This is a genomic window from Klebsiella sp. PK01 (assembly GCF_057624675.1).
In genome coordinates, this window is record NZ_JBYEZM010000005.1 from 335,151 (window position 1) to 360,032 (window position 24,882).

The window sequence follows — 24,882 nt, forward strand, 5'->3', positions numbered from 1 at the left end:
TCGTTTACTTTTACCCGTTAAGCCCCAGTTTTCTCTATGAAACTGGGGCTTTTTGCTGCTGATTCCTGTCATAAGAAAATACTATCTATCTGATTCTAAATGAGATATTACTATTCTCGCGAAAAATATTAATTTCTTAATATTATCCTAAGCAACAGCGACTAGATTTATAACCGTCGAAATACCCTGGAATGAAATGTGGCGGTGAACCGACTTCATTTTCATTTTGTTTAAGTCCGCTGGCGCAGGATATTTCTTTCTACCGGCCCCCTTTTTTAGTGGGTTATTAATAGAACAGGAAAAAGATGAGCGAATTTCTGCCGTTTTCGCGCCCGTCGATGGGCGACGCAGAGCTGGCTGCGCTGCGTGAAGTTTTGCAATCAGGATGGATTACTACCGGTCCTAAAAACCAGGCGCTGGAAGAGGCATTTTGCCAACTGACCGGCAACCGCCACGCCATCGCCGTCAGCTCCGCTACCGGCGGTATGCACGTCACGCTAATGGCGATGGGCATTGGCCCTGGCGACGAAGTGATCACCCCTTCGCAAACCTGGGTGTCGACGCTGAATATGATCTGTCTGCTGGGCGCTACGCCGGTGATGATCGATGTCGATCACGACAATCTGATGATTACCCCCGAGGCGGTGGAAGCGGCGATCACCTCGCGGACGAAAGCGATTATTCCCGTCCACTACGCGGGCGCGCCTGCGGATATCGATGCGATCCGCGCCGTTGGCGAGCGCCACGGTATTCCGGTTATCGAAGATGCCGCGCATGCCGCGGGAACGCACTATAAGGGCCGCCACGTCGGCTGGCGCGGCACCGCGATTTTCTCGTTCCACGCGATCAAAAATATGACCTGCGCCGAAGGGGGGCTTATCGTCACCGATGATGACGAGCTGGCTTCCCGCATCCGCAGCCTCAAATTCCACGGCCTGGGCGTTGACGCCTACGACCGCCAGACCCACGGCCGCGCGCCGCAGGCGGAAGTGATTACCCCCGGCTTCAAATACAATCTGGCCGATATCAACGCCGCGCTGGCGCTGGTGCAGTTGGATAAGCTGGCGCAGGCGAATCAACGTCGCGCTGCAATCGCCCAGCGCTACCTGCGCGAGCTGGCTGATACCCCGTTTAAGCCGCTGACCGTTCCGGCATGGGATCACCAGCACGCCTGGCACCTGTTTATTATCCGCGTTGATGAAGCGGCCTGCGGCATCAGCCGCGATGCCCTGATGGAAAAACTCAAAGCCATGGGCATAGGCACCGGTCTGCACTTCCGCGCGGCCCATACGCAAAAGTATTACCGCGAGCGTTTTCCTGAAGTTTCGTTACCGAATACCGAATGGAACAGCGCGCGCATTTGTTCCATCCCGCTGTTCCCGGATATGACCGACGACGATGTCACCCGCGTCATTACCGCGCTACATCAGTTGTCAGGACGTTGATATGCTTACTTATCCTCCCGTAAAAAAAGTCTCGGTGGTTATTCCGGTTTATAACGAACAGGATAGTCTGCCGGAGCTGCTGCGTCGCACCGACGCCGCCTGTGCGACGCTAGGGCGCCAATATGAAATTCTGCTGATCGACGACGGCAGCAGCGACGATTCCGCGCGCATGCTGACCGAGGCCGCCGAAGCCGAAGGCAGCCACGTGGTGGCGGTGCTGTTGAACCGTAACTACGGCCAGCACTCGGCGATTATGGCCGGTTTCAGCCATGTCACCGGCGATCTGATCATCACCCTTGATGCCGACCTGCAAAACCCGCCGGAAGAGATCCCGCGGCTGGTGGAAAAAGCCGATGAAGGCTACGACGTGGTCGGTACCGTGCGCCAGAACCGTCAGGACAGCATCTTCCGTAAATCTGCCTCGAAGATGATTAACCGCCTGATCCAGCGTACCACCGGTAAAGCCATGGGCGATTACGGCTGCATGTTGCGCGCCTATCGCCGCCATATCATCGACGCCATGCTCAACTGCCATGAGCGCAGCACCTTTATCCCGATTCTGGCGAATACTTTCGCCCGCCGGGCGGTCGAGATCCCGGTGATGCACGCCGAGCGCGAATTCGGCGACTCCAAATACAGCTTCATGCGTCTGATTAACCTGATGTATGACCTGGTGACCTGTCTGACCACCACCCCGCTGCGTTTACTGAGCATTTTCGGCAGCGTGATAGCCCTGTTGGGCTTCGCCTTCGGCCTGCTGCTGGTAGTGCTGCGTCTGGCCTTCGGTCCACAGTGGGCGGCGGAAGGGGTGTTCATGCTCTTCGCCGTGCTGTTCATGTTTATCGGCGCCCAGTTTGTCGGTATGGGCCTGCTCGGGGAGTATATCGGCCGCATCTATAACGATGTCCGCGCCCGTCCCCGTTACTTTATTCAACGTGTTGTTCGTCAGCCGGAAACGGCGTCTCAAGAGGAAGATCGTTCATGAAAGCAGTAGTCTTCGCTTATCACGATATGGGTTGCGCAGGTATTCAGTCACTGCTGGATGCCGGTTATGAAATCGCCGCTATTTTTACCCATCCGGATAACCCTGGCGAAAACCATTTCTTTGGTTCCGTTGCCCGTATTGCCGCCGAGCAAGGTATTCCGGTATGGGCGCCGGAAGATGTTAACCATCCGCTGTGGATTGAACGTATTCGCGAGATGAAGCCGGATGTGCTGTTCTCGTTCTACTACCGCAACCTGCTGTGCGATGAGATCCTGAATATCGCGCCGAAGGGGGCTTTCAACCTGCATGGTTCTCTGCTGCCGAAATACCGCGGTCGCGCGCCGCTGAACTGGGTGCTGGTCAACGGCGAAAGTGAAACCGGCGTAACCCTGCATCGAATGGTTAACCGCGCCGACGCGGGCGATATCGTCGCCCAACAAGCTGTGGCTATCGGTCCGGATGAAGCGGCGCTGGCGCTGCACCGTAAACTGTGCGCCGCCGCCTCCGATCTGCTGGGCCAGGCGCTGCCGGCTATCCGTGAGGGTAAGACTCAGGAACGCGCGCAGGACCACAGCCAGGCGACCTACGTTGGCCGTCGTACCCCGGAAGATGGGCGTCTCGATTGGGACAAACCGGCGCAGACTCTGCACAATCTGGTGCGCGCGGTGTCCGATCCGTGGCCGGGCGCTTTCGCCTATGCCGGCGCGAACAAATTTATCGTCTGGAAATCCCGCGTGCGCGCCGACCTGCCGGCAGCCAAGCCCGGCACCGTGATCTCTGTCGCGCCGCTGGTGGTCGCCTGTCAGCAGGGGGCGCTGGAAATTGTCACCGGCCAGACCGAACGCGGCGTTTATATGCAGGGTACCCAACTGGCGCAGGCGCTGGGGCTGGTGACCAGCGCGGTGCTGAGCAGCAAACCGGTGGTGGCGATTAAGCGCCGTACCCGCGTGCTGATTCTCGGCGTTAATGGCTTTATCGGTAACCATCTGACCGAACGTCTGTTGCAGGACGACAACTATGAGATTTACGGCCTGGATATCGGCTCTGACGCCATCAGCCGTTTCCTCGATAACCCGCGTTTCCACTTCGTGGAAGGCGATATCAGTATCCACTCCGAGTGGATCGAATACCACATTAAGAAATGCGACGTGGTACTGCCGCTGGTCGCGATCGCCACGCCTATCGAATACACCCGTAACCCGCTGCGCGTGTTCGAGCTGGATTTCGAAGAGAACCTGAAAATTATCCGCGACTGCGTGAAATACAATAAGCGCATCATCTTCCCGTCGACCTCGGAAGTGTACGGCATGTGCACCGACAAAAACTTCGACGAAGATACCTCCAATCTGGTGGTCGGGCCGATCAACAAACAGCGTTGGATCTACTCGGTTTCTAAACAGCTGCTGGACCGCGTGATCTGGGCCTATGGCGATAAGAACGGCCTCAAGTTCACCCTGTTCCGTCCGTTCAACTGGATGGGACCGCGTCTGGATAACCTTAATGCCGCGCGCATCGGTAGCTCCCGCGCCATCACTCAGCTGATCCTTAATCTGGTGGAAGGTTCGCCGATTAAGCTTATCGAAGGCGGCAAGCAGAAGCGCTGCTTCACCGATATCAGCGACGGTATCGAAGCGCTGTTCCGCATCATTGAGAACAAAGACGGTCGCTGCGATGGTCAGATCATCAACATCGGTAACCCGGAAAACGAAGCGAGCATCAAAGAGCTGGCGGAAATGCTGCTTGCCTGCTTCGAGCGCCACCCGCTGCGCGATCGCTTCCCGCCGTTCGCCGGTTTCCGTGAAGTGGAAAGCAGCGATTACTACGGTAAAGGCTACCAGGACGTTGAGCATCGTAAGCCGAGCATTCGTAACGCAAAACGCTGCCTGAACTGGGAACCGACCGTCGAGATGGAAGAGACCGTTGAGCATACTCTGGACTTCTTCCTGCGCACCGTTGAGCTCACGGACGATAAAAACTCATGAAACAAGTCGGCTTACGCATAGATGTCGATACCTTTCGCGGGACGCGTGATGGCGTACCGCGGCTGCTGGCCCTGCTGGGCAAGCATGGAATTCAGGCAAGCTTCTTTTTCAGCGTCGGGCCGGACAATATGGGGCGCCATTTATGGCGCCTGGTAAAACCGAAGTTTCTGTGGAAAATGCTGCGCTCTAACGCGGCGTCGCTGTACGGCTGGGATATTCTGCTGGCCGGTACCGCGTGGCCGGGGCGCAGGATTGGCGCGGGTAACGAAGAGGTTATTCGCGCCGCCGCGCAGATCCATGAAGTGGGCCTGCATGCCTGGGACCACTACAGCTGGCAGGCATGGAGCGGCGTGTGGCCGCAGGAACGTCTGACGCTGGAAGTGGAACGCGGTCTGCTCGAACTGGAACGCATTATCGGTCGCCCGGTAACCTGCTCAGCCGTCGCCGGCTGGCGTGCCGACCAGCGGGTGGTAAAAGCGAAAGAATCCTTCGATTTCCTCTACAACAGCGATTGTCGCGGCACGCGGCCATTCCTACCGCAGCTTGGCGGCGGGGCCTCCGGCACCGTACAAATCCCGGTGACGCTTCCCACCTGGGATGAAGTGGTCGGTAGCGCCGTAGATAGCGCTGGCTTTAACCGCTATCTGCTGGACTGCATCCATCGCGACAAGGGAACGCCGGTCTATACCATCCACGCCGAAGTGGAAGGCATTGCCTACGCCGACCAGTTCGATGCGCTGCTGGCCATGGCGGAGGAAGAAGAAATACAATTTTGCCCACTGAGCCAGCTGTTGCCCGCTGACTTTAGCGAGCTGCCGTCAGGCAAAGTGGTCCGTGGTGAACTGGCTGGCCGGGAAGGTTGGCTTGGACGTGAACAATTACTGGGCTCGGGTGTATGAAAAGCATTCGTTATGGCGTCTCTCTGGTTGTACTCTTTGCGCTGTATTACTTATTGCCGCTGAATTTCCGTTTGCTGTGGCAGCCTGATGAAACCCGTTATGCCGAGATCAGCCGTGAAATGCTGGCCTCCGGCGACTGGGTTGTGCCTCATCTTCTGGGCTTGCGTTACTTTGAAAAGCCAATTGCCGGTTACTGGATTAACAGTATCGGCCAGTGGCTGTTCGGCCATAATAACTTTGGCGTGCGTTTCGGTTCGGTCTTCGCCATTACCGTCAGCGCGTTGCTGGTGGCGTGGCTGGCGTGGCGTATTTTCCGCGATAAACGCGTGGCGATTCTGTCGCCCATTATCTTCCTGACCGCGCTGCTGGTATACGGTATCGGAACCTACGCGGTGCTGGATCCGATGATCACCATGTGGCTGGCGCTGGCGATGTGCAGCTTCTGGGGTGCCTCCCAGGCGCAGAGCCGCGGCGGTAAGATTTTAGGTTATGTCCTGCTGGGCTTCGCCTGCGGTATGGGGGTGATGACCAAGGGCTTCCTGGCGCTGGCGGTACCGGTGATTGGCGTGCTGCCGTGGGTGATTGCGCGTAAGCGCTGGCGCGAGGTGCTAACCTACGGTTGGCTGGCGGTGGTGGTCTGTACGTTGGTGGTGCTGCCGTGGGGATTGGCTATCGCTAATCGCGAACCGGATTTCTGGCGCTATTTCTTCTGGGTCGAACATATCCAGCGTTTCGCCGAGAAAGACGCGCAGCATAAAGCGCCCTTCTGGTACTACATTCCGTTCCTGATAGCCGGCAGCCTGCCGTGGCTGGCGCTTCTGCCGGGCGCGCTCAAGCGCGGCTGGAGCGAACGCGATGATGCCCGCGGCGCGCTGTATCTGCTAGGCTGGGTGGCGATGCCGTTCCTGTTCTTCAGCATCGCCAAGGGAAAACTGCCGACCTACATTCTGCCGTGCTTTATGCCGCTGTCGATTTTGATGGCCCGCTACGCGCTGGATGCCGCGAAGGCGGGGGCGAAAGCGCTGCGCATCAACGGCATGATCAACCTCGGTTTTGGTCTGCTCGGCCTGGTCGCGGTGCTGGTGGTCTCACCGTGGGGTGTCATGCATAAACCGGTGTGGACGAAGATCGAGCTGTATAAATGTCTGCTGGCGGCGATCGCCTTTGCCGTATGGGCGCTAATGGGCTGGTTGGCAATCAAGGACAACGGTCGTCGCTGGACGCTGGCCGCCATCTGCCCGCTGGGGCTGGCGCTGCTGGTGGGCTTCGCTATTCCGGATCGGGTTATTGACAGTAAACAGCCGCAGTTCCTGGTGGATATCGTGAGTGAATCGTTGGCGCCAAGCCGCTATGTACTGACCAACAGTGTCGGTATCGGCGCGGGGCTGGCGTGGGAGCTCAAGCGTGATGACATCATCCTGTATGACAAGCAGGGGGAGCTAAAATATGGCCTCGGCTGGCCGGATGCGCAGAGCAAATTCCTGGCGACTCACGAATTTGCTGATTGGCTGGCGGCGCACCGCCAGCAGGGACCCATCTCTCTGGTGCTGCTGATGGATAAAGGTGAAACGATGAACGAACTGGCGTTACCGAAACCTGATAACTCCTACGTGCTGGGGCGCGTGGTATTTATTCAGTATCTGCCGCAATGAGTGTCTGGTTCTGTCTGGTACTCGCCAGCCTGCTTAGCTGCGCCGGTCAGTTGTGCCAGAAGCAGGCAACCCGGCCGTCCCGTAGCGGACGGCGCGGGCGGCATATCCTGGTCTGGTTGGGATTAGCCCTGCTGGCGCTCGGCGGCGGTATGCTGCTGTGGCTGGGGGTATTGCAGGCAATCCCGGTCGGTATTGCCTATCCGATGCTGAGCCTCAATTTTGTCTGGGTGACGCTGGCGGCATGGGGCATCTGGCGCGAGCCGGTGGCGCGCCGCCACTGGCTTGGCGTCGGACTGATCGTCGTCGGTATCGCCGTTCTGGGGAGTAGCGTCTGATGGGCTTAATCTGGGCGTTATTGAGCGTTGGCCTGGTCAGCGGCGCACAGCTGCTGTTGCGCAGCGCGATGGTCGAACTGCCGCCGTTGACCGATATCCTGACCTTCCTCAATCATCTGCTGCATTTTCGCACCGGTACCTTCAGCCTGGGTTTCGGCCTGGTTGGCTATCTGCTGTCGATGGTCTGCTGGTATTTCGCGCTACACCGCTTACCGCTGGCCAAAGCTTACGCGCTGCTAAGCCTGAGCTACATTCTGGTGTGGGCCGCCGCCATCTGGCTGCCCGGCTGGCATGAACCGTTTTACTGGCAATCGCTGCTGGGCGTGCTGATTATTATCGCCGGCGTGCTGACTATCTTCTGGCCGGTTAAGCCGCGCCGTTAAAACATTGAATGTGCGCCGCCGTCAGCTTAAACGGCGTTGGCGTACAGAGCGCAATACTTAACCCTTCATACTGAATCTGGCTTAATGACAGCGCGCCGTGAAAGGCGCTGTCAACAGAGGCCATCTGCCAGGCGCTGCCGCCGCGCTGTTTCACCAGGGCCTCTTTGCGCGTCCAGATACGCCAGAAGGCGACTAACCGCCGCTCCGGCGGTTCACGCTCCAGTTCCTGGTGCTCGCCTTCGCTGAACAGGGCGTTAGCCAGCCGCTGCCAGCCGTTGCGCGGGCGAATCACTTCAATGTCGCAGCCAACCTCGCCTTCATCGCTCAACAGCAGAGCAATATGGTCGCCGCTGTGGCTAAGGTTAAACCACCGCCCGCTACCGGGCGGGAAAGCCGGTTTACCCTCTTCGCCATACTGAATATCCATTAGCGGGGTAGTCGCATGCGCCAGCAGCGCGCGCCCGGCAAGCCAGCTGGCCCGCCGCGGGCCGTCCGGCGCCTGCGCCATCAGCACAGGCGGCAGCGGCAGGGCGCTAAGGGTTGAGATGTGGCCGAGGATAAGCTGATACATCTTACGGCCAGCGCTGAATAATGATTGAGGTGTTAATGCCGCCGAAGGCGAAGTTGTTGCTCTGCAGGAATTCACAATCAATCTTGCGCGATTCGCCCATGATGTAGTCAAGATTGCCGCAGTTAGCATCCGGATTATGCAGATTCAGCGTAGGCGCGAACCAGCCCTCGCGCATCATCTGCAGACTCATCCACGCCTCCAGCGCCCCGCAGGCGCCAAGGGTATGGCCGAAATAGCTTTTCAGCGAGGAGATCGGCACGCTGTCGCCGTAAATCGCCGCCGTCGCCTGGCTTTCGGCGACATCGCCGCGATCGGTTGCGGTGCCGTGGGCCGAAATGTAGCCAATATCCCGGGCGCTTAAGCCCGCCCTTTTTAACGATTGTTCCATGCAGATCTGCATGGTTTCACGCTGCGGTTGGGTGATATGCGCGGCATCGCAGTTGGTGGCGAAGCCGATGATTTCACCGTAGATAGTCGCGCCGCGCGCTTTGGCGTGTTCCAGCTCTTCCAGTATGAGAGTACCGGCGCCTTCGCCGATCACCAGCCCATCGCGCTGTTCATCGAACGGGGCGGGGGTGAGGTCGGGCTGTTCATTACGCTGGCTGGTGGCGAACAGGGTGTCGAATACCGCGGCTTCCGACGGGCATAGCTCTTCCGCGCCGCCGGCGACCATCACCGTTTGATAGCCGTGACGAATCGCTTCCCAGGCGTAACCGATCGCCTGGCTACCGGAGGTACAGGCGCTTGACGTTGGAATAACGCGGCCGCGCAGGCCGAAAAACAGCCCGGTATTAACGGCGGTGGTGTGGGGCATCATCTGCACGTAGGTGGTGCCGGTAATATTGTTGGTGTGCTTTTCCGTCAACATAGTGGCGAACTCGCTCACCGGGCCGGTACTGCCGGTTGACGAGCCGTAAGCGATGCCGGTTTCGCCGTTGCTCAGCACGGCATCATCGATAAGCCCGGCCTGCTCGAGCGCCAGTTCAGTGGCGCGGGTAGAAAGTAGCGACACGCGGCCCATCGCGCGAATACGCTTACGGGTATAGTGGGCCGGTAGGGTGAAATCATCGATTGGCGCGCCCAGTAGCGTATGCAGACCCTCGTAAATACGCCACTCCGGCATGGCGCGCACGGCGTTTTTATAACGCTGCAGCCCCGCCGAAACATCCTGCCAGTTGTCGCCAAAGGCGGTGATGCCGCCCATCCCGGTAATGACCACACGACGTGTCATAACATCCCTCCATTGATTGAAATGACCTGTCGGGTGACATATCCCGCAATATCCGACATTAAATAACTGGCAAGCCCTGCCACCTCGTCCGCCTGTCCCATGCGTTTCATCGGGATCATCGACATCGCCTCTTTTAGCGCAGTCTCTTCCATTTCGATCATCCCGGTGTCGATAAGCCCCGGGGCGATGCAGTTGACGGTGATTTTGCGCTTCGCCAGTTCAATGGCCAGCGCTTTGGTGGCGCCGATGATCCCCGCCTTCGCGGCGCTATAGTTGACCTGACCCCGGTTGCCCATGACGCCGGATACGGACGAGAGCGTGATGATACGCCCGCCCTGGCGCGCGCTAATCATCGGCATGATGCAGGGATGAATGACGTTATAGAAACTGTCGAGGTTGGTGTGGATCACCGCGTCCCAGTCCTCTTCGCCGAGCGCCGGGAAAGCGCCGTCGCGGGCGATGCCGGCGTTGCTGATAATGCCGTACCATGCGCCGTGTTCGGCCATATCCTGCTCAAGCACGTCGCGACACTGCGCGCGGTTGGCGACATCAAAGCTCAGCAGACGACCCGAGCCGCCAGCGGCGGTAATCGCCTCCAGCGTTTGCTGTGCGCCCGACGCATCGCGATGAAAGTGGATACCGACCACAAAGCCATCCGCCGCCAGCTGACGGGCGATAGCGCGACCGATGCCTTTACTGGCGCCGGTGACCAAAACTGAACGACTCATTCTGACGCTCCTTGTTGAAATAGGGTGTTAAGTTCTGTTGGCGTCGGCTGGAAAGTATTGACCCGTCCGCTTGCCAGTTCTTCATCGTCTGCCGTAATGGCACATTCGAAGCTGCCGAAACGCTCGTCCTGCATTAACAGCTTTACGGTGATGGACAGCGCCTTGCCGCCCGGCAGGTATCCTGCCGCGCAGACTAACTCGCGCGCGCCAAGCACCATGCCTAGTGAGATGGACGTTTGCCCCTGTTGTTGGCGGTGCCATCCGGACCAGACGCCAACGGTTTGCGCCATGAGTTCCAGGGCGAACCAGCCGGGGAGATTGCCCTCGGCATCAATAAACGGCGCCAGGACGCCATGGGTCGAGACCGTGACCCGGCAGGTAGCGGTTTCGTCGGTGACATTGACGACCTCTTCCAGCAGCAGCATTGGCGGCTTGTGCGGTAGATAAGCGCCGGGCGATAAGTAGTGGCTCATTAAATGCTCCCGAGCAGAATGCTGGCGTTATTACCGCCAAAGGCAAACGAGTTCGACAGGATAATCGGCCGCGGCAACGGTAGGGGACGTTCGATAATCCCGCACGGCGGAAGGGTCGCGTCGCGCGGCGACTGGCTGAAGTCCTGCGCCGGCAGCAGCAGATTGCGTTGCAGGATCAGCATGCCGATGGCGGCTTCGGTGATCCCCGCCGCGCCCAGCGTATGCCCGGTCAGATGTTTGGTGGAGCTGCATGGCACCTGCTCGCCAAATAGCGCGTTGACGACGTGAGACTCTATCCGATCGTTCAGCGGCGTGGCGGTGCCGTGCAGGTTGATATAGCCCACCTGTTCAGGGGCGATGCCCGCATCGTCCAGCGCCTGCTGGATAGCGCGAATTGCCCCTTCTCCCTCAGGATGCGGGGCGGAAATATGCCAGGCGTCGCTGGACTCGCCGATACCCAGCAGCGCGATAGGCTGCGGCTCGCGGGTCAGCAGCATCAGCGCCGCCCCTTCGCCGATAGTGATGCCGCAGCGATCGCGGCCAAACGGCTGGCACTGAGTCGTGGAGAGCGACTCCAGGCTGTGAAAGCCGTTGATCGGCATTCGGCTGAGGGTATCCGCGCCGCCGACAATCGCCACATCCGCCAGCCCGGCTTCAATCAGTCGGCGTCCGCTGATAATGGCTCTGGCGCTGGAGGAGCAGGCGGTTGATAGCGTAAATGCCGGGCCATCCAGCGCCAGCCAGTGGCTGAGAAAACGCGACGGGTCTCCCAGCTCCTGCTGCGGATATTGCCAGGCCGCGCTTTCCGCGCCGCTAAGGGTCAACGTGACGTGCGCGTCACCTTCGTCGAGCCCCGAGGTGCTGGTGCCAAGCACTACGGCAACGCGCTCACGCCCGTATTGGGCGATAGCGTCATCCACCTGCGGCTGAATTTGCGCCAGCGCCGCCAGCAGCAGTTGATTATTGCGCGAACGATGGGCGCTAAAGGTATCGGGAATGGCGGGTAATTCGCCGTCCACGCCCGCGAAAACCGCCTGCGGATGTCCCTGTAGCCACCCCTCGCGCGGGCGCATGCCGGGCGCGATACCGCGAGCCAGATTGGCGGCGACTTCATCATTATCGCGACCCAGCGCGTTAATCATGCCGACGGCAGAAATGTAGATCATCTCAGTCACCCAGGTATTGAATGGTGATGTGGTATTTAAAGACGTGCTGTTCGATGCTAATCGGCACGCGCTTGCCTTTGCGGTTGATATAGGTGATTTCCGTGACCAGCTTCCCGCGCGCGTTACGCAGTTCGCGTTTGTCGCCGCGGTCGGTTAGCGTCCAGCCTTTCGGCAACTGCGGCAGCCATGCGCTAACCGGCCAATGGCTGAGCATGACATCGGCCAGCACCTGGCTGGCTGGCGGCAGTTGCGGAACCACGATTGACTGTTCAGCGCGCAGCCCTTTTTCATCGTAGGTCACAAGAAACAGACGGATACCGACGGACGACAGGCCCGCCAGCGTGAGCTTTTTATCATCGGCATTGAGCATGACCAGCAGCGATTGGGTTTGGCCGCTGAAGCTGCCGGTGAGCAACTGTTGCGAGCTGATAGCCGGCGAGATACCAGGCGGCGGCAACGTGACGCGCGTACCCGGCTCAAGCCATGCCTGCGGGCGGCCTTGCGACTCCGGCTGCGAATGGCTGCAGCCGGCCAGTACTAAGGCGGCGAGTAGCGCGAAGGCGCGCCAGAATGATGGTCTTATCATCGTCTTTTTTTCTCTTTTTTGGTCGGCATCGCCAGCGGCGAAAGCAGGAAAGCGGTGAAAATGCCGCTCACCAGAACAATGCCAAAACTGCTAATGGCCTGAGTGGCGCTAAAGACCAGCATGCCAAGCGTTAATAAGGTGGTCATCATCGCCAGCGTGACCGCCAGCAGCGATGTCAGCGGCGTGCCGCGCGGGTTGCTGAAAAACAGCGTGTAGTTAATGCCGATGCCCAGTACCAGCACCAGCGCCAGCAAGGAGAACAGGTTAACCGGGTGGCCGCTAAGCGCCAGCGCCGCCAGCCCGCAGCCCAGCGACAGTACCGACGGCACCAGGCTTATTAGCCCTTTGCGCCAGCCAAGGCGGAGAACGGCGCCGCAGGCAATCACCGCCAGCGCAACGCACAACAGTCCGGTTAAAATATGGCGGTAGAGCGCGAAAAGCTGGTCGAAATCGCTTTTACGATCGACCCACGCAACGCCAGCCTGCTTTGCGCTGAGCGCCTTTAGCGCCGCGCTGTCTTTCACGCCGCTCACCGGGACCAGTACGCCGCTTTCGCCATCCTGCAACGTCAGCCATAGCAGCCGCCAGCCTTCGCTGGCCGGGCTGGCAAGCCAGTCGTCGACCGTTACCGGCATCGGGTTGAGATCGGGATTAACTTTTGCCAGCCCGGCGTGACTTAGCGCCTGGCCGACGACGGGCGCGGCGCGTTGCAGCAGGGTAAGATCCTGCTGCTGTCGGGCGAGCGAATTCAGCGGAATGGCGCGATATCCGCCGAGTATACCGTCGGTTTGCGCCTTAGCCAGCGCGGGCATAAATGCTTCCAGGCGTTCCAGCGTTTGCTGGGCGGATTCGCCGTACACCACAAACCACTTCTGGTCGACGCTTTGTCCGGTGAGCGCGGTAATCGCTTTTTCCTGAGCCAGAATATCCTGCGGCAGCGCCTGGAGCTGCGAAATATCATCATCCACCCGCAGCGTCACGAGTCCCGCCAGCGACAACAGCGCCAGCGCAACGGGGAGGCCGATGGACAGCTTTTTATTGCGCCGCCAGGCGGCGAGCCAGCGTAACAGTAGCAGCATTGCCGGTACCGGGCGCACGGGGAGCCCGCGGCACAGCCATGGATGCCAGAAAATCACCGTCAGGCATGAGGCGCTCAGGCCGACCGCCGCGAAGAGCGCCATCTGGCGAATCGCCGGGAAGGGGGCCAGCATCATAATCAGATACGCCACGACGGTGGTGAGCAGCGCCAGCAGCAGCGCATGACGCACTTTGGCGAGACTCTGCCACGGGGTTAATTCCGCGCCATGCACCATCCGTTCGGTCAGATAATAGAGCGTATAGTCGGCGGAGATGCCGATGATGCTCATGCTCATCACCAGGGTCATCAGATGCAGCTCGCCAAATAGCAGCAGCGTGACGACGGTGCCGGCCAGCGCGCCGATCGTGATAGAGAGCAGACATAGCAACAGCGGGCGGAGCGAGCGAAACGTTGCGACGATCAGCAGGATCACGCCGAACAGCGTCGCCGCGCCGAGCGTAGAAATATCGTGCTTCGCCTGCTGGCTGGCGTAATCGCTATAGAACACGGTGCCGCGTGACAATAGCTGCGCCTGCGGATACCGCGTTTTCCACTCCTTCTCCAGCTCGCCGAGGGTCGTGACCAGCCGGTGCGTCTGCTGCATATCGAATGACGATCCCGCCAGTTCGCCATGCAACAGATACCATACATTGCCCTGGGCGTCTTTGGTCACCAGCCAGCCGTCCTGCAGCTGCATCCGCTGGCCGCCTTTCGCCATCGCCAGCTGCGAACCGCGCATCAGCATCAGCGGATCGTTTTGCAGTTCTTTGCCGCTGACGCCGGAAAATGCCGAATAGAGCTGCGTGAGGATCCATTGCGCCTGCGCTTCGCCGCCGTTTTGCAGGCGCGCGCGGGTAGCGGGGTCAATTAAACCGTTGCGATGTTGCCAGAAAAACGCGCCCCAGGCCTGCTGGCTATCGGCATCCATTGGGCCTTTTACCTCGGCCAACGCCTGCGATTGTTGCAGCCGCTGCAGCCAGTCGCGGGCCGCCTGCGGATCGGCCTGTTTACCGGGGCTGACCAGCCACACCAGCTGGCGGTCCAGCCGCTGCATAAAACCGTCGTTCAGGCTGGGCGGGATCGCGCCAAGCGTCTGTTTCGGCAGCATAGCCAGTACGCTGCTGTTAAGCCGGGCCTGCGGCAGCAGCGACAGCAGCGCGCCCGCCAGGATCAGGCAGACGACGGCCCATAACAGCGCAGGGCGTTTACTGGGCGGCAAAGCGTTGGCGTTCGTCATCGGTCAGTTGCGCTGGCGTCAGTTGATGTTGGGAAAGCGTAATATCGGTGCGATCGCCCTGTTTGTCGTTGAGCTGAATATGCTCCAGATAGGTTTTTCCGGCTAAATCGATGCGGGCAAAAATCTTATCCAGCGGCGTAGTGATGGGCGTCAGGCGCAGCGTCCACTGGCCGTTGCCTTTATCGGCAAATTCCACGCGGAAGTTTTCTTCCAGGACTTTACGATCCGCCTGGAACAGCGCGCGCAGTAAATGGTTGAACTGGAACATCTGCGGGTTGTTTTCGGCGGTGATGGTCTGCGGCGGCTGGCCGTTAATCGCCTGCACCATCCGTTTGTCATCCAGCAACAGCTGCATTGGGAACGGCGAGGTTTGATCCCACAGCAATCCCTTGTCGCGGGCGATCAACATCTTCCCCTGGGATCGCAGCGGCTGCGGCAGATCCTTAATCGTGCGAACTTGATCGAAGTGGGCGCGTACCACCGGCTGTTCGGTAAAACGTTGTTGCAGGGTATCAAGCGTCAGGGCGCTGACCAGCGGGCTGATAAACAGCCCTAACAGCAGCAGTAATCTCATGGCGTGACCCCCATGCGTTCAAACAGGATATCCGGGCTGACGAAACACATCTCGCGGCTATTTTCATCTACCGCGACCTGGATGGTGTACCCGGTGGTGGTGCGCTTGCCGCTGACGGCATCAAAAATTTCGTAGCCGATGCGCAAGCGGTTCTCAAACTCTTCTATCCGCGCGCGGACGAGAATGCGCTGTTCGAAGGTAATGACGTCGCGGTATTTCACGCGGGTATCCACCACCGGCCACAAATAACCCGAGGCTTTCATCTGCCGGTAGCCGTAGTTGAACTGGTTAAGCAGCGCCTCACGGGCAATTTCGAAGTAGCGAAAATAGTTGCCATGCCACACGACGCCCATCATATCGATGTCATGAAACGGGATAGTCAGCTCTACTTCAGCAGTAAAACGGGGATCGTTAAGCACCCTTTACTCCTTATCTTTGGGATCCGGCAAACGCCAGAAATCGAAAAAGTTAAACCAGTCGAGCGGCGACTGCAGCGCGTAGTGTTCCAGCCGTTCGGCGTAGCGGTCGATGCATTGCTGGAGCGCCTGTTGGCGATCGGCGCGCGGCAGCAGCAGCGGATCGGCGAACGGCTCGCAGTAAATGCGCAGTTTGTCCTGCTGGCGGAGAGCGAAAATCAAATTCACCGGGCAGCGCAAAATAGCCGCGAGAATGAACGGCCCCTGCGGGAAGGGGGCGTCTTGTCCCATAAAACGGCTCCAGCAGACGCGCCATTCGCCGCCGCGCTGCGGGTTAACCGCAATACGGTCGCCGACAATAGCGATCCATTCGCCGCGATCCAGCTTTTCTTGCAACAGCATGGCGGTTTCCGGGCCGATATCGGTCACCGGCATCAGGTTGAGTCCGGCCTGAGGCGCCATCTCCGCCATAATTTGTTTAAAACGTTGCGCGTTTTCGCTGAATACCAGGGCGTTGATGGTTTTGCTGCCCTGCAGTTGCGCCAGCGCGCGGCAGGCCTCGACATCGCCGAGATGCGAGGCCAGCAGTAGTTTTCCTCGCGGATCGCTGATATTCAGCATCTCCTCGGCGCCTGCGGCAAAGACCACGTCGCGACCAAACTGTAGCTCGCCGCGCCAGCTGGCGATTTTATCCAGCATCGCCTCGCCAAAGCGCAGGAAGTGCCGGTAGCTGGTCAGGGTTGGCGGTATCGGCATCTGGCGCGCGGCGAGCTGTTCGCGCGCGCGGGTGATCCATTGTTGCGACGCGCGGCGCGCCGTCGCTGCCGTCAGCCAGTACACGCCGACTACCGGATAAAGCAGCAGCGTGAACGCCTTGCGCCCCAGCAGCCGCCACACCAGCAGCATCAGGCGCATTCCCCATAATCCTTTTACCTCCTGCTGGCGCGCCCAGTGCGGCGAGGCGCGGCGAAACAGCAGCGACGGCATCCGCGGCAGCATGCCGAGGAACAGACGCGTGTGCATCAGCGAGATGCGGCAGTTATCTTTGAAGGCATCAAAATGCGACAAACCGTCCGGTGGATAGGTCACGCGGGTCGGAACAAAGTAGCTGGTATTCCCCTGCCAGTAGAGGCGCACCATCACTTCGGTATCGAAATCCATACGCTGGCCGAGCGTCACGCGCTGCGCCAGCCGTAGCGTTGGCGTTATCGGATAGACGCGAAAGCCGCACATGCTGTCTTTCAACTGCAGCGACAGCGTTTCAATCCATACCCAGACGTGGGTTATCCAGCGCCCGTACAGGCGCGAACGCGGGATAGAGTCGTCGTAAATCGGCTGCCCGGAAATCAGCGCTTCAGGATGCGTCTGCGCCAGCGCCAGCAGTTGCGGAATATCTTCGATGGCGTGCTGACCATCGGCATCGACCTGCACCGCATGGCTGAACCCGGCTTCCGCCGCGGCCTGTAGCCCACGGATCACCGCTGCGCCTTTGCCCGCGTTCTGTGGTAAGCGGATTAGGGTCAGGCTGGCGGTTTCCGCCGCCAGCCGCTCCAGCTGCTGCCGCGTACTGGTATCGCTGCCGTCGTCCACCACGATGCACGGCAGGCCAAAGGGCTGCAGGCGCGCCAGCACCCGCGGCATCATTGCGCCGTGGTTATAGCAGGGGATCAGAACGCAGGGAGAGAAATCTAGCGGCATAAGCGAATTTTCCCGCTGCTGGCGGTGTGTCGCGCTTCGCCGTCGTGGCGCAGATAGCTAAACGTCAGAGTCTGGCGCGCCTCCTGCCAGTTGAGGGCGAGCGTAACGGTCGTGTCCGGCAATAGCGGCGACTGAAACTTCACATTCTGAACGCTGTGAAAACGCCAGCCGGGGGCCAGCAGCATGGTGGCGTAATGCATCGCCCAGTCCATCTGCGCGACGCCGGGGAGCAGCGGCTGCACGGCAAAATGGCCGCGAAACCAGAATAGAGCCGGGTCGAGAGAGAGTACGATTTCAACCCGATCGGCTTGCGGCTGACGGCGCCCAATTTCATGGGGCTTCATGAAATAACTCCTGTAATTGCGCGTAGACACGCTTGTTCATGCTGTTAACGGGGATCTCGTCAATCACCCGCCAGTAGCGAGGGATGGCCACAGGTTCCAGCAAGGCGCGCAGCGCTTTTCGCCACTGTAATTCCTGACTTTTTCCCCAGCGGCGACGGGCGTCTGGGTGCAGAACTAACAACGCGCCAACGCTCTGGCGACTGCCGCGGGTAATAGGCAGGGCGGCGGCATCAAGAATGCCATCCAGTTCCAGTAATCGATGTTCCACTTCGCTTAGTGAAATGCGTTTCTCTTCAATTTTCACCACCCGGTCGCGACGACCTGCCAGATGGAATTGACCGCTTTCATTGAAATGCAAAATATCATCGATAACCAGGCCGTTATCGTCGGCGATAAGCGGCGAAAATAGACGAATTGTGTTGCCCTGCGGCTGAAAGCGAATGCCGGGGAACGGCTGCCACGGCGTATCATCCTGCAGGCGCTGGCGGCAGGCGATAACTCCGCTTTCCGTGCTGCCGTAAATTTCATCCGGCCAGACAGCAAACCAACTGGCGGTTTGCACCGCATCCTGCCACAGAAGCTTGCCGCCGGCGGACAAAATCATCGCGACCGGTGGCGGGGGCAACTGGCGATCGAGACGTTTGAGGAAAGCCGGACTGCTGATAAAAAGATAGCGATAGTCAGGGTTCAATGCCGTTAACTGCTCGGCGTACTCAATCATCGCCGCGTGGAGCGGCAAACCTAGCGCCATGGGCAGGAACAGGCGGAAAGTCAGGCCATATAAATGCTGTGGCGCGACCGATGCCACTACCCGGCTGTCTGCCAGGCGTCCGGCATAGTGCGCGGCTAACAGCGCCGCCTCGCGGTCGAGACTCTTGACGGGCTTACTAATTCGCTTCGGTTCACCGGTAGAACCGGAGGTAAAAAGCTCAATATCGGCGTCATCGTCGATTGCCGGGAATGCGTATTCGTGGGGGGCGGTCGTCATGGCGGAATGCACAACCTGTAACGGCCCGCGCCACGCCAGCGCCTTATCGCTCAATATGCCGTCGAAAAGCGTCCGCTGTTCGTTTAATAACGACGCGCGACTGTGGCCGGGAAGCACAGGCGTTTTTCCAGCATGCAGCGTGGCCAGCAGGGCGACCAGAAACAGATAGCTGTTATCAAAACAGAGCGCCCAGCGTTCGCCTTGCTGTTGCTGCAAACAGGCAAGCAGCTGGGCGACATCGTAGCGCAGATGCGCCAGCGTCCAGCGGTGTTCTTCCTGCCACGCAATCAGCGTGTCCGACGGACGCGCTGTGCTGAGCCACTGGGCCAGCATAAGGGGCTGCTTCATGGTTTATCTCGTTTAATCATCTGCTGGCGGGTCAGCCACTCGCCGGCCATCAGAGTTCCCATCAGAAGATAGGAAATCATGCCGTTCCACGCCGTCCACAGGGACATATCGCCGTATAGCGCAGTAAACAGCGCAACGCCGCCGTTGAGGATGAAAAAGGCGCACCAGATTTGGGTAACCCGGCGGGTGTAACGCACGGCGCGCTCGGGAAGAACCGGTTCCCGCAGCCGCGCCAGGCGCTCGACTATCGGCATGCTTGACCACAGCGAACCGCCAAACACTGCCAGCATGACGCTATTTACTACTACCGGATAAAACAGCAGCAGCTGATGGGTTTTTAGCAGATAGCTGGCAATGCACAGCGTCATGCCAGCTGCCGCTACGACCTGAGTAACCACGCTCAGTGGTCCCGCCTGTCGCCGGGTCTGGCGAAAGCGTAAAAACAGCAGCAGCGCCATTAACGGTAGTAGCCATTGCAGACTATTATGCGCGAGGCCAAACCAGACTAAGAACGGCCAGGCCAGCAGCAATACCCCTGTCATTAACGGAACGACCGGCAGCGAGCGTATGCCCGACACGGTGAATTACGCTTCTTTCAGTAAGTGTTCTACCGCATCGACGACATCCTGCACGGTGCGTACGGTTTTAAACTCTTCTGGCTTGATTTTCTTGCCGATTTTCTTTTGCAGATGGACGATCATGTCGATGGCGTCGATGCTGTCCAGTTCGAGATCTTCGTACAGGCGGGCCTCAGGTTTAATATCCCGCGGATCGATTTCAAATACCTTCACCAGCAGCGAGGAGACTTCTTCGTAAATGGCTTGTTGTTCGGTCATGACGGTTCTCCTCAGGCACGCTGCGCTTGAATAAATGATGCCAGCGTGGCGACGGAGAAGAAGTGCTGACGCATCTCTTCGCTCTCAGCCGACAGCACCACGCCGTACTGATTTTTCACCGCCAGGCCCAGCTCCAGCGCATCGATGGAGTCCAGACCCAGGCCATCGCCAAACAGGGCGGCATCGGTGTCGATATCATCAGCGGACAACTCGTCCAGGTTCAATGTACTGATTATCAGATTCTTAATTTCAAGATAAAGCGCTTGCATCATTAATTCCTGTTTCAGGTGTAGTGCCTGATTCTAATTTAAGCAAAATATGCCGGTTTAACTGCCGTGCGGCCAGCGCCGGTTCTTGTTTATTTGCCTCGTAAAACTGGTCTATTCGCAGCCGTTCTCCGACTTCGACGGTAAATAACGGCTTCGTTCGCGGCGCGTCGTACCATTTGCTCTGTTTACCCAGCATATGCTCGGTGCAGCGGATGATGACGACGCGCAAGTCGCTGCCGCAGCGCACGGCGATATTGGCCGCGCCGCGCTGCAGCTGCATTTTTTCTCCCGGCACCGTTCGGGTTCCTTCCGGGAAAATCAAAATGGTATCGCCCTGCTGTAAGCGCTGCCGGCTGGCCGGGAGCAGGGCATCGGCGCGATCGTTAATCAAATAATCCGCCGCGCGGATCACGCCGCTGACAAATGGGTTTTTCAGCAACGCGCTTTTCACCAGGCAGTCGGTCTCCGGCATCACCGAGGCCAGCATAACGTAGTCGATAAGGCTGGGATGGTTGGCGACCACCAGGCAACCGCGCTCCTGACGTAAAATATCGCGCCCTTCAATCTGGTAATCGAGTACGCCGACGCCTTTCACCACGATGAGAAAACAGCGGAAACTGAGCGAAATACTGCGCCGTGCGATGCGGCGACGGCGGGCCTTATCGCGCACCAGAATCAGCAATAGATTGAACCAAACAACAGAGAGCAGCAGCCCGCCAAGGCCAAACAGCGCGAAACAAAAACCGGTCATCGCCGCGCGCCAGAGCCGATTAAGGCGACACAGAAGAGTGTTCATGAACAGCTCCACTGCCATTGCACGCGTTCGCCGGGCAGCGTGAATGCGCGCGCATTCTGCAAATAATACTGTAAAAACAACAGGCTTTGCGGCAGCGTGCTCTCTTCGACTGCGTCATGACGTTGCGCTTTGCAGCGCCATTGGCTTCCCGCTTCAATGACCCACGCCACCGCGTAGGGCCAGGTTGGCATCGCCGGTGGTAGCTGCGAGTGATAAAATTCTGGCAGAAAACCATCGAAATCCACCATCAAGACGCGCTGATAGCCCGCCTGTAGTAGAGCCATCACTTCATATAAACCCTGTTGGAAAGTATCGCGCCCAGCGGAAAGCGATGACGATGCAATGGGCTTTTTCGCTGCAATCGTCAGATTGCCGACGGCGGAGTTATGTACCGATAGGGCGAAATCGGTAGGCGAGAGCGCCTGCTCCAGCGCCAGGGCGTGCAGGATGCGATAGTTGCGCTCGAGTTCGCCGTGACGGCTGGTATAGAGAACGGCGTCGATCTCATGGCGGCGCAGCATCGCCAGCCCGCACTCCACGGCCAGCCTGCTGCCTGAACTGAGTCGACGGGCGGTCATCATCGGTAATTCGCTAAGTTTGGCCGGCGCCGCGGTTGGATCGATGGCGTGCAAATGCTGTGACCACCGTTGCCACTGCTTGGTGTCACTGACTCCAGGCGCGAAGGCCTGCCAATCAACTATGTTAAATGCAAATGTCATCTACACGCGTCCGCGAAAAATCAATTATTCTTCTGACATATCAACAAGGTATGCCCAACGCCTAAATTATCGTGGCGTTGTTCTACCCGGAAACCCGCCATTTCCAGATAGCGATAAAACTTCTCTACGCTGTAGAAACGACTGTTGCCGTTGGCCATACAGGTAAAGTAGAGCGAAGACGCATTCAGACTAAATGATGCTGCTTCAAACTTCTGCGCATCCCAGAACAGCTCCAGAATACACAGGCGCGCGCCGGGTTTCATGACCTGCGCGACGTTACTGAGTAGGGTGATAATTTGTTCCGGGGAAAAACAGTCAAGGAACTGGCTCATCCACCAGATATCCGCCTCTCCTGGTAAGGGGGCGTCACTCAGCATATCCACAGCATGACAGTCAATGCGATGGGTAAGGCCCGCATTTTCTATATTTTCGCGGGCCAGCGCAATTTGTTGTGGCAAATCTAATAACGTAATCGCGATATTTTCATCATACTCACAGCAGCGCAGCGCCCACTTACCGGTATTTCCGCCGACATCGTACAGGGTTGCGGGCCGACTGGCGAATACATGTGGCAGCGCGGCGCTGAACGCACCGTCGGAATAGTAATGATCGAAAGCAAACCAGCTTTTACGCGCCGCTTGCGGAAGTTGCGATAATGCCGGGTAAATTGTTGGCCACTCACCAAAAACTTTTAAACCAGATGGTTTACCTTCCTGTAACGCATTTTCCAGAAAGAATAATCCCTGATAACAAACGTCCTGAGTAAAATCCATATTTACACGGGTCATCGTATCATGGAGTAAGAAATGTCCCACTTTAGCGAGGTAATAGCGTTCTTCTTTATAGGTAACAATACGGCCGCTTAATCCCATATCCAGCAAAACGCCTACAGCATATTCATTTCCCTCACAATTTTCGCTAATTGCTTCAAGGGTCGCGCCGCGTTTACCTTGCCGATCGAGATAACCGAGGATACCTGAGTTACGCAGACATAACGCGGTTTGAAAGAGCATGGGGGCGAAAGCGATGCGTTGCGCTTCCGTGATGGCATCCAGCGCGCTAAGAGAGTCCTGTTGATACACGTTCGGCACAACCTTTTATATCAATGTGAGGGGAACGGGCCAATACTGGCCCGTTGGGGAGTTACTTCTGTAACGCCGTATTAGCGGCGAGGGCGACCTGAATATCTTTATCGAGATTGTGCACCCAGCGATTATAGTTTCTATGAATCTTTCCGCCGGAAGCCATCAGGTTAAGGCTACTCACGTAATTAATAGAATAACCTGTTGCAGAGTAGTTGATTTTAATATCCGCGGAGTGGGCCCGGTTTTGTAAATGTCCTTTGATAACGCCAGGGCCTGCATCGGACATAATCCATTCACGCTGGACACCAGCCTGGAGAATAGCGCTTTTGACCTGAGCTTCAGTATGACCCGCGCTAACCGTAGTTTGGACCTGTTCGATCGGCGCGGTGCGCGCGCAACCCGCCAGCGCGCCAACAACCGTGGCGGCAACAATCCAGTGAATAACCTTTTTCATGAATACTCCCTATCAATATATTGGTTGAGAAAATACTTAGGTCAATGGCAAAAATAATAATGTCGTCATGATGTCGTGTTTTTTATTCAGGTTGTTTATTAAATTTGCTTTACTTTAAAAATGTGACAGATAAATATCCTAATGTTATAGGAATGCTGATTTTAGGATAAAACGACGGCGCAGGTACGCTGCGGGGCGAAGTATAAGTAAATTAACTCTGCTTAATCAATGAATATCATCGGTAAGTTATGTCGTAATTTTACGACTTTTAAATTGCAAATCGCCGTTTAATTATTGGCAGGGTAATATTGCAGATAAAGGGCTGCTTTTTTGTACACGCCGTGATAATAGTGAAGCGTGTCGTATCAATTTGGTGGACCCCGATGCCTGAACCCGTCGCCGAACCCGTGCTCAGTGGATTGCGCCTCAATCTGCGGATTGTCTCCGTCGTTATTTTCAACTTTGCCAGCTATCTCACTATCGGCCTGCCGTTGGCGGTTTTGCCGGGCTACGTTCACGATGTGATGGGATTTAGCGCCTTCTGGGCCGGGCTGGTGATTAGCCTGCAGTATTTCGCCACGCTACTGAGCCGACCGCAGGCCGGGCGCTATGCCGACCTGCTAGGGCCGAAAAAAATTGTCGTTTTCGGCCTGTGCGGCTGTTTTCTGAGCGGCTTGAGTTACCTGCTGGCAGCCTGGAGTAGCGGTTGGCCGTTGCTGAGTCTGCTGCTGTTATGTCTGGGACGAGCGATCCTCGGCATTGGCCAGAGCTTCGCCGGCACGGGGTCGACGCTATGGGGCGTAGGCGTTGTCGGCTCGCTGCATATCGGGCGGGTGATTTCGTGGAACGGCATTGTGACCTACGGCGCGATGGCGATGGGCGCGCCGCTGGGCGTGCTGTGCTATTCATACATTGGCCTCAGCGGCCTGGCGATGGTCATTATGGCGGTTGCTCTGGTGGCTATCATTTGCGCGCTACCGCGAACGGCGGTGAAGGCAACGAAAGGGAAAGCGATGTCATTTCGTGCGGTGCTCGGCCGGGTTTGGCCTTACGGCATGGCGCTGGCGTTGGCTTCTGCCGGCTTCGGGGTTATCGCGACCTTTATTACCCTGTTTTATGACGCGAAAGGCTGGGACGGCGCGGCCTTTGCGTTAACGCTGTTCAGCTGCGCGTTTGTCGGCACGCGGCTGCTTTTTCCCAACGGTATTAACCGCCTCGGCGGCCTGAACGTGGCGATGCTCTGTTTTAGCGTGGAGGTTATTGGCCTGCTGCTGGTGGGCTTTGCACAGACGCCGCTGATGGCGAAAGTCGGGACTTTCCTCACCGGCGCGGGGTTCTCGCTGGTCTTCCCGGCGCTGGGTGTGGTGGCGGTAAAAGCCGTACCGCAGCACAATCAGGGCTCGGCGCTGGCGACCTATACCGTCTTTATGGATTTGTCGTTGGGGATAACCGGGCCGCTGGCCGGGCTTTTGATGGCGTGGACCGGGATACCGACGATTTATCTGGCGGCGGCAGGGCTGGTGATGGCCGCGCTACTGCTGGGCTGGCGGTTAAAAAAACGGCCCCCGGTCGTTGAACCGGAGGCCGCTGCATCAGGGCAATAA

At 58.2% G+C, this 24,882-nt stretch carries 27 protein-coding genes; 8 read left to right on the top strand and 19 right to left on the bottom strand.

Features of this window, described 5'->3' with window-relative positions; translation table 11 throughout:
• Window positions 1-305 precede the first annotated feature (305 nt).
• Genes arnB through arnF form a run of 7 tightly spaced genes read left to right on the top strand, consistent with a single transcriptional unit; the run spans window position 306 to window position 7,681 of the window.
• Window positions 306-1,445 carry a UDP-4-amino-4-deoxy-L-arabinose aminotransferase gene (gene arnB, locus AC22LX_RS17855; protein WP_045397116.1) on the top strand — a complete coding sequence of 380 codons (1,140 nt, stop codon included), beginning with the start codon at window positions 306-308 and terminating at the stop codon, window positions 1,443-1,445.
• A 1-nt stretch (window position 1,446) separates the two neighbouring features.
• Window positions 1,447-2,430 carry an undecaprenyl-phosphate 4-deoxy-4-formamido-L-arabinose transferase gene (gene arnC, locus AC22LX_RS17860; protein ID WP_045397114.1) on the top strand — a complete coding sequence of 328 codons (984 nt, stop codon included), beginning with the start codon at window positions 1,447-1,449 and terminating at the stop codon, window positions 2,428-2,430.
• Entirely contained in the window at window positions 2,427-4,412 is a 1,986-nt protein-coding gene (gene arnA / locus AC22LX_RS17865) for a bifunctional UDP-4-amino-4-deoxy-L-arabinose formyltransferase/UDP-glucuronic acid oxidase ArnA (RefSeq protein WP_063447380.1), read from the top strand. The genes arnC and arnA overlap by 4 nt, the downstream gene beginning before the upstream one ends.
• Window positions 4,409-5,311 carry a 4-deoxy-4-formamido-L-arabinose-phosphoundecaprenol deformylase gene (gene arnD, locus AC22LX_RS17870; protein ID WP_045397107.1) on the top strand — a complete coding sequence of 301 codons (903 nt, stop codon included), beginning with the start codon at window positions 4,409-4,411 and terminating at the stop codon, window positions 5,309-5,311. The genes arnA and arnD overlap by 4 nt, the downstream gene beginning before the upstream one ends.
• A complete protein-coding gene (arnT, locus tag AC22LX_RS17875; RefSeq protein WP_045397104.1) occupies window positions 5,308-6,963 on the top strand; it encodes a lipid IV(A) 4-amino-4-deoxy-L-arabinosyltransferase in 1,656 nt (551 codons plus the stop codon). Before arnD ends, arnT begins: the two co-directional genes overlap by 4 nt.
• A complete protein-coding gene (gene arnE, locus AC22LX_RS17880) occupies window positions 6,960-7,298 on the top strand; it encodes a 4-amino-4-deoxy-L-arabinose-phosphoundecaprenol flippase subunit ArnE (protein ID WP_045397101.1) in 339 nt (112 codons plus the stop codon). The genes arnT and arnE overlap by 4 nt, the downstream gene beginning before the upstream one ends.
• Window positions 7,298-7,681 carry a 4-amino-4-deoxy-L-arabinose-phosphoundecaprenol flippase subunit ArnF gene (gene arnF, locus AC22LX_RS17885; RefSeq protein WP_045397099.1) on the top strand — a complete coding sequence of 128 codons (384 nt, stop codon included), beginning with the start codon at window positions 7,298-7,300 and terminating at the stop codon, window positions 7,679-7,681. Before arnE ends, arnF begins: the two co-directional genes overlap by 1 nt.
• Here the strand turns inward: arnF and acpT are convergent.
• The 19 genes from acpT to AC22LX_RS17980 all read right to left on the bottom strand — a co-directional run bounded on the left by acpT (window position 7,665) and on the right by AC22LX_RS17980 (window position 23,278).
• The gene (acpT, locus tag AC22LX_RS17890; protein WP_045397096.1) at window positions 7,665-8,252 is read right to left on the bottom strand and encodes a 4'-phosphopantetheinyl transferase AcpT; all 588 of its coding nucleotides are present in this window, start codon (window positions 8,250-8,252) and stop codon (window positions 7,665-7,667) included. The two genes, arnF and acpT, sit on opposite strands and share 17 nt — an antisense overlap.
• Window position 8,253: 1 nt before the next feature.
• The gene (locus tag AC22LX_RS17895; RefSeq protein WP_487334125.1) at window positions 8,254-9,483 is read right to left on the bottom strand and encodes a beta-ketoacyl-ACP synthase; all 1,230 of its coding nucleotides are present in this window, start codon (window positions 9,481-9,483) and stop codon (window positions 8,254-8,256) included.
• Entirely contained in the window at window positions 9,480-10,211 is a 732-nt protein-coding gene (locus AC22LX_RS17900; protein ID WP_045397090.1) for a 3-ketoacyl-ACP reductase FabG2, read from the bottom strand. Before AC22LX_RS17900 ends, AC22LX_RS17895 begins: the two co-directional genes overlap by 4 nt.
• Window positions 10,208-10,684, bottom strand: coding sequence for a hotdog family protein (locus tag AC22LX_RS17905; RefSeq protein WP_045397087.1), 477 nt, complete (start codon window positions 10,682-10,684; stop codon window positions 10,208-10,210). Before AC22LX_RS17905 ends, AC22LX_RS17900 begins: the two co-directional genes overlap by 4 nt.
• Window positions 10,684-11,850: a beta-ketoacyl-[acyl-carrier-protein] synthase family protein gene (locus AC22LX_RS17910; RefSeq protein ID WP_045397085.1), complete on the bottom strand. Its 1,167-nt coding sequence runs from the start codon at window positions 11,848-11,850 to the stop codon at window positions 10,684-10,686. The genes AC22LX_RS17905 and AC22LX_RS17910 overlap by 1 nt, the downstream gene beginning before the upstream one ends.
• Before the next feature lies 1 nt (window position 11,851).
• Window positions 11,852-12,436 (bottom strand): DUF3261 domain-containing protein, encoded by a 585-nt coding sequence (locus AC22LX_RS17915; RefSeq protein WP_045397082.1) that lies wholly within the window; start codon window positions 12,434-12,436, stop codon window positions 11,852-11,854.
• The gene (locus AC22LX_RS17920) at window positions 12,433-14,751 is read right to left on the bottom strand and encodes an MMPL family transporter (protein ID WP_049059965.1); all 2,319 of its coding nucleotides are present in this window, start codon (window positions 14,749-14,751) and stop codon (window positions 12,433-12,435) included. The genes AC22LX_RS17915 and AC22LX_RS17920 overlap by 4 nt, the downstream gene beginning before the upstream one ends.
• On the bottom strand, window positions 14,720-15,325 hold the full coding sequence (locus AC22LX_RS17925; protein ID WP_045397076.1) for an outer membrane lipoprotein carrier protein LolA: 606 nt from the start codon (window positions 15,323-15,325) through the stop codon (window positions 14,720-14,722). Before AC22LX_RS17925 ends, AC22LX_RS17920 begins: the two co-directional genes overlap by 32 nt.
• Window positions 15,322-15,744: an acyl-CoA thioesterase gene (locus tag AC22LX_RS17930; protein ID WP_045397072.1), complete on the bottom strand. Its 423-nt coding sequence runs from the start codon at window positions 15,742-15,744 to the stop codon at window positions 15,322-15,324. Before AC22LX_RS17930 ends, AC22LX_RS17925 begins: the two co-directional genes overlap by 4 nt.
• Window positions 15,745-15,747: 3 nt before the next feature.
• Window positions 15,748-17,439, bottom strand: coding sequence for a glycosyltransferase family 2 protein (locus AC22LX_RS17935; protein WP_045397068.1), 1,692 nt, complete (start codon window positions 17,437-17,439; stop codon window positions 15,748-15,750).
• A complete protein-coding gene (locus tag AC22LX_RS17940) occupies window positions 17,430-17,783 on the bottom strand; it encodes an ApeI family dehydratase (RefSeq protein ID WP_063447385.1) in 354 nt (117 codons plus the stop codon). The genes AC22LX_RS17935 and AC22LX_RS17940 overlap by 10 nt, the downstream gene beginning before the upstream one ends.
• Window positions 17,770-19,119 carry a class I adenylate-forming enzyme family protein gene (locus AC22LX_RS17945; RefSeq protein WP_045397060.1) on the bottom strand — a complete coding sequence of 450 codons (1,350 nt, stop codon included), beginning with the start codon at window positions 19,117-19,119 and terminating at the stop codon, window positions 17,770-17,772. Before AC22LX_RS17945 ends, AC22LX_RS17940 begins: the two co-directional genes overlap by 14 nt.
• Window positions 19,116-19,697 (bottom strand): COG4648 family protein, encoded by a 582-nt coding sequence (locus AC22LX_RS17950; protein ID WP_045397056.1) that lies wholly within the window; start codon window positions 19,695-19,697, stop codon window positions 19,116-19,118. The genes AC22LX_RS17945 and AC22LX_RS17950 overlap by 4 nt, the downstream gene beginning before the upstream one ends.
• Window positions 19,698-19,703: 6 nt before the next feature.
• Window positions 19,704-19,955, bottom strand: a complete 252-nt coding sequence (locus AC22LX_RS17955; protein ID WP_045397054.1) for an acyl carrier protein — start codon at window positions 19,953-19,955, stop codon at window positions 19,704-19,706.
• A gap of 11 nt (window positions 19,956-19,966) precedes the next feature.
• Window positions 19,967-20,224, bottom strand: coding sequence for a phosphopantetheine-binding protein (locus AC22LX_RS17960; RefSeq protein ID WP_045397051.1), 258 nt, complete (start codon window positions 20,222-20,224; stop codon window positions 19,967-19,969).
• Window positions 20,205-21,020 carry a lysophospholipid acyltransferase family protein gene (locus AC22LX_RS17965; protein ID WP_045397047.1) on the bottom strand — a complete coding sequence of 272 codons (816 nt, stop codon included), beginning with the start codon at window positions 21,018-21,020 and terminating at the stop codon, window positions 20,205-20,207. The genes AC22LX_RS17960 and AC22LX_RS17965 overlap by 20 nt, the downstream gene beginning before the upstream one ends.
• On the bottom strand, window positions 21,017-21,739 hold the full coding sequence (locus AC22LX_RS17970; protein WP_045397042.1) for a beta-ketoacyl synthase chain length factor: 723 nt from the start codon (window positions 21,737-21,739) through the stop codon (window positions 21,017-21,019). The genes AC22LX_RS17965 and AC22LX_RS17970 overlap by 4 nt, the downstream gene beginning before the upstream one ends.
• A 20-nt stretch (window positions 21,740-21,759) precedes the next feature.
• Window positions 21,760-22,821 carry a methyltransferase gene (locus AC22LX_RS17975; RefSeq protein ID WP_045397037.1) on the bottom strand — a complete coding sequence of 354 codons (1,062 nt, stop codon included), beginning with the start codon at window positions 22,819-22,821 and terminating at the stop codon, window positions 21,760-21,762.
• Window positions 22,822-22,882: 61 nt separating this feature from the next.
• A complete protein-coding gene (locus AC22LX_RS17980; RefSeq protein ID WP_045397034.1) occupies window positions 22,883-23,278 on the bottom strand; it encodes a lipoprotein in 396 nt (131 codons plus the stop codon).
• A gap of 383 nt (window positions 23,279-23,661) precedes the next feature.
• Between AC22LX_RS17980 and AC22LX_RS17985 the strand changes: the two genes are divergently transcribed.
• Window positions 23,662-24,882, top strand: a complete 1,221-nt coding sequence (locus AC22LX_RS17985; protein ID WP_045397030.1) for an MFS transporter — start codon at window positions 23,662-23,664, stop codon at window positions 24,880-24,882.

What these genes read in the sequence shown, in the direction of transcription:
- AC22LX_RS17940 (WP_063447385.1), bottom strand. Translation starts at nt 17,783, where the DNA reads ATGAAGCCCCATGAAATTGGGCGCCGTCAGCCGCAAGCCGATCGGGTT.
- AC22LX_RS17960 (WP_045397051.1), bottom strand. Translation starts at nt 20,224, where the DNA reads ATGCAAGCGCTTTATCTTGAAATTAAGAATCTGATAATCAGTACATTG.
- AC22LX_RS17955 (WP_045397054.1), bottom strand. Translation starts at nt 19,955, where the DNA reads ATGACCGAACAACAAGCCATTTACGAAGAAGTCTCCTCGCTGCTGGTG.
- acpT (WP_045397096.1), bottom strand. Translation starts at nt 8,252, where the DNA reads ATGTATCAGCTTATCCTCGGCCACATCTCAACCCTTAGCGCCCTGCCG.
- AC22LX_RS17900 (WP_045397090.1), bottom strand. Translation starts at nt 10,211, where the DNA reads ATGAGTCGTTCAGTTTTGGTCACCGGCGCCAGTAAAGGCATCGGTCGC.
- arnF (WP_045397099.1), top strand. Translation starts at nt 7,298, where the DNA reads ATGGGCTTAATCTGGGCGTTATTGAGCGTTGGCCTGGTCAGCGGCGCA.
- AC22LX_RS17905 (WP_045397087.1), bottom strand. Translation starts at nt 10,684, where the DNA reads ATGAGCCACTACTTATCGCCCGGCGCTTATCTACCGCACAAGCCGCCA.
- AC22LX_RS17965 (WP_045397047.1), bottom strand. Translation starts at nt 21,020, where the DNA reads ATGAACACTCTTCTGTGTCGCCTTAATCGGCTCTGGCGCGCGGCGATG.
- AC22LX_RS17920 (WP_049059965.1), bottom strand. Translation starts at nt 14,751, where the DNA reads ATGACGAACGCCAACGCTTTGCCGCCCAGTAAACGCCCTGCGCTGTTA.
- arnB (WP_045397116.1), top strand. Translation starts at nt 306, where the DNA reads ATGAGCGAATTTCTGCCGTTTTCGCGCCCGTCGATGGGCGACGCAGAG.
- AC22LX_RS17910 (WP_045397085.1), bottom strand. Translation starts at nt 11,850, where the DNA reads ATGATCTACATTTCTGCCGTCGGCATGATTAACGCGCTGGGTCGCGAT.
- arnT (WP_045397104.1), top strand. Translation starts at nt 5,308, where the DNA reads ATGAAAAGCATTCGTTATGGCGTCTCTCTGGTTGTACTCTTTGCGCTG.
- AC22LX_RS17945 (WP_045397060.1), bottom strand. Translation starts at nt 19,119, where the DNA reads ATGAAGCAGCCCCTTATGCTGGCCCAGTGGCTCAGCACAGCGCGTCCG.
- AC22LX_RS17895 (WP_487334125.1), bottom strand. Translation starts at nt 9,483, where the DNA reads ATGACACGTCGTGTGGTCATTACCGGGATGGGCGGCATCACCGCCTTT.
- arnA (WP_063447380.1), top strand. Translation starts at nt 2,427, where the DNA reads ATGAAAGCAGTAGTCTTCGCTTATCACGATATGGGTTGCGCAGGTATT.
- arnE (WP_045397101.1), top strand. Translation starts at nt 6,960, where the DNA reads ATGAGTGTCTGGTTCTGTCTGGTACTCGCCAGCCTGCTTAGCTGCGCC.
- AC22LX_RS17915 (WP_045397082.1), bottom strand. Translation starts at nt 12,436, where the DNA reads ATGATAAGACCATCATTCTGGCGCGCCTTCGCGCTACTCGCCGCCTTA.
- arnD (WP_045397107.1), top strand. Translation starts at nt 4,409, where the DNA reads ATGAAACAAGTCGGCTTACGCATAGATGTCGATACCTTTCGCGGGACG.
- AC22LX_RS17985 (WP_045397030.1), top strand. Translation starts at nt 23,662, where the DNA reads ATGCCTGAACCCGTCGCCGAACCCGTGCTCAGTGGATTGCGCCTCAAT.
- arnC (WP_045397114.1), top strand. Translation starts at nt 1,447, where the DNA reads ATGCTTACTTATCCTCCCGTAAAAAAAGTCTCGGTGGTTATTCCGGTT.
- AC22LX_RS17980 (WP_045397034.1), bottom strand. Translation starts at nt 23,278, where the DNA reads ATGAAAAAGGTTATTCACTGGATTGTTGCCGCCACGGTTGTTGGCGCG.
- AC22LX_RS17935 (WP_045397068.1), bottom strand. Translation starts at nt 17,439, where the DNA reads ATGCCGCTAGATTTCTCTCCCTGCGTTCTGATCCCCTGCTATAACCAC.
- AC22LX_RS17970 (WP_045397042.1), bottom strand. Translation starts at nt 21,739, where the DNA reads ATGACATTTGCATTTAACATAGTTGATTGGCAGGCCTTCGCGCCTGGA.
- AC22LX_RS17925 (WP_045397076.1), bottom strand. Translation starts at nt 15,325, where the DNA reads ATGAGATTACTGCTGCTGTTAGGGCTGTTTATCAGCCCGCTGGTCAGC.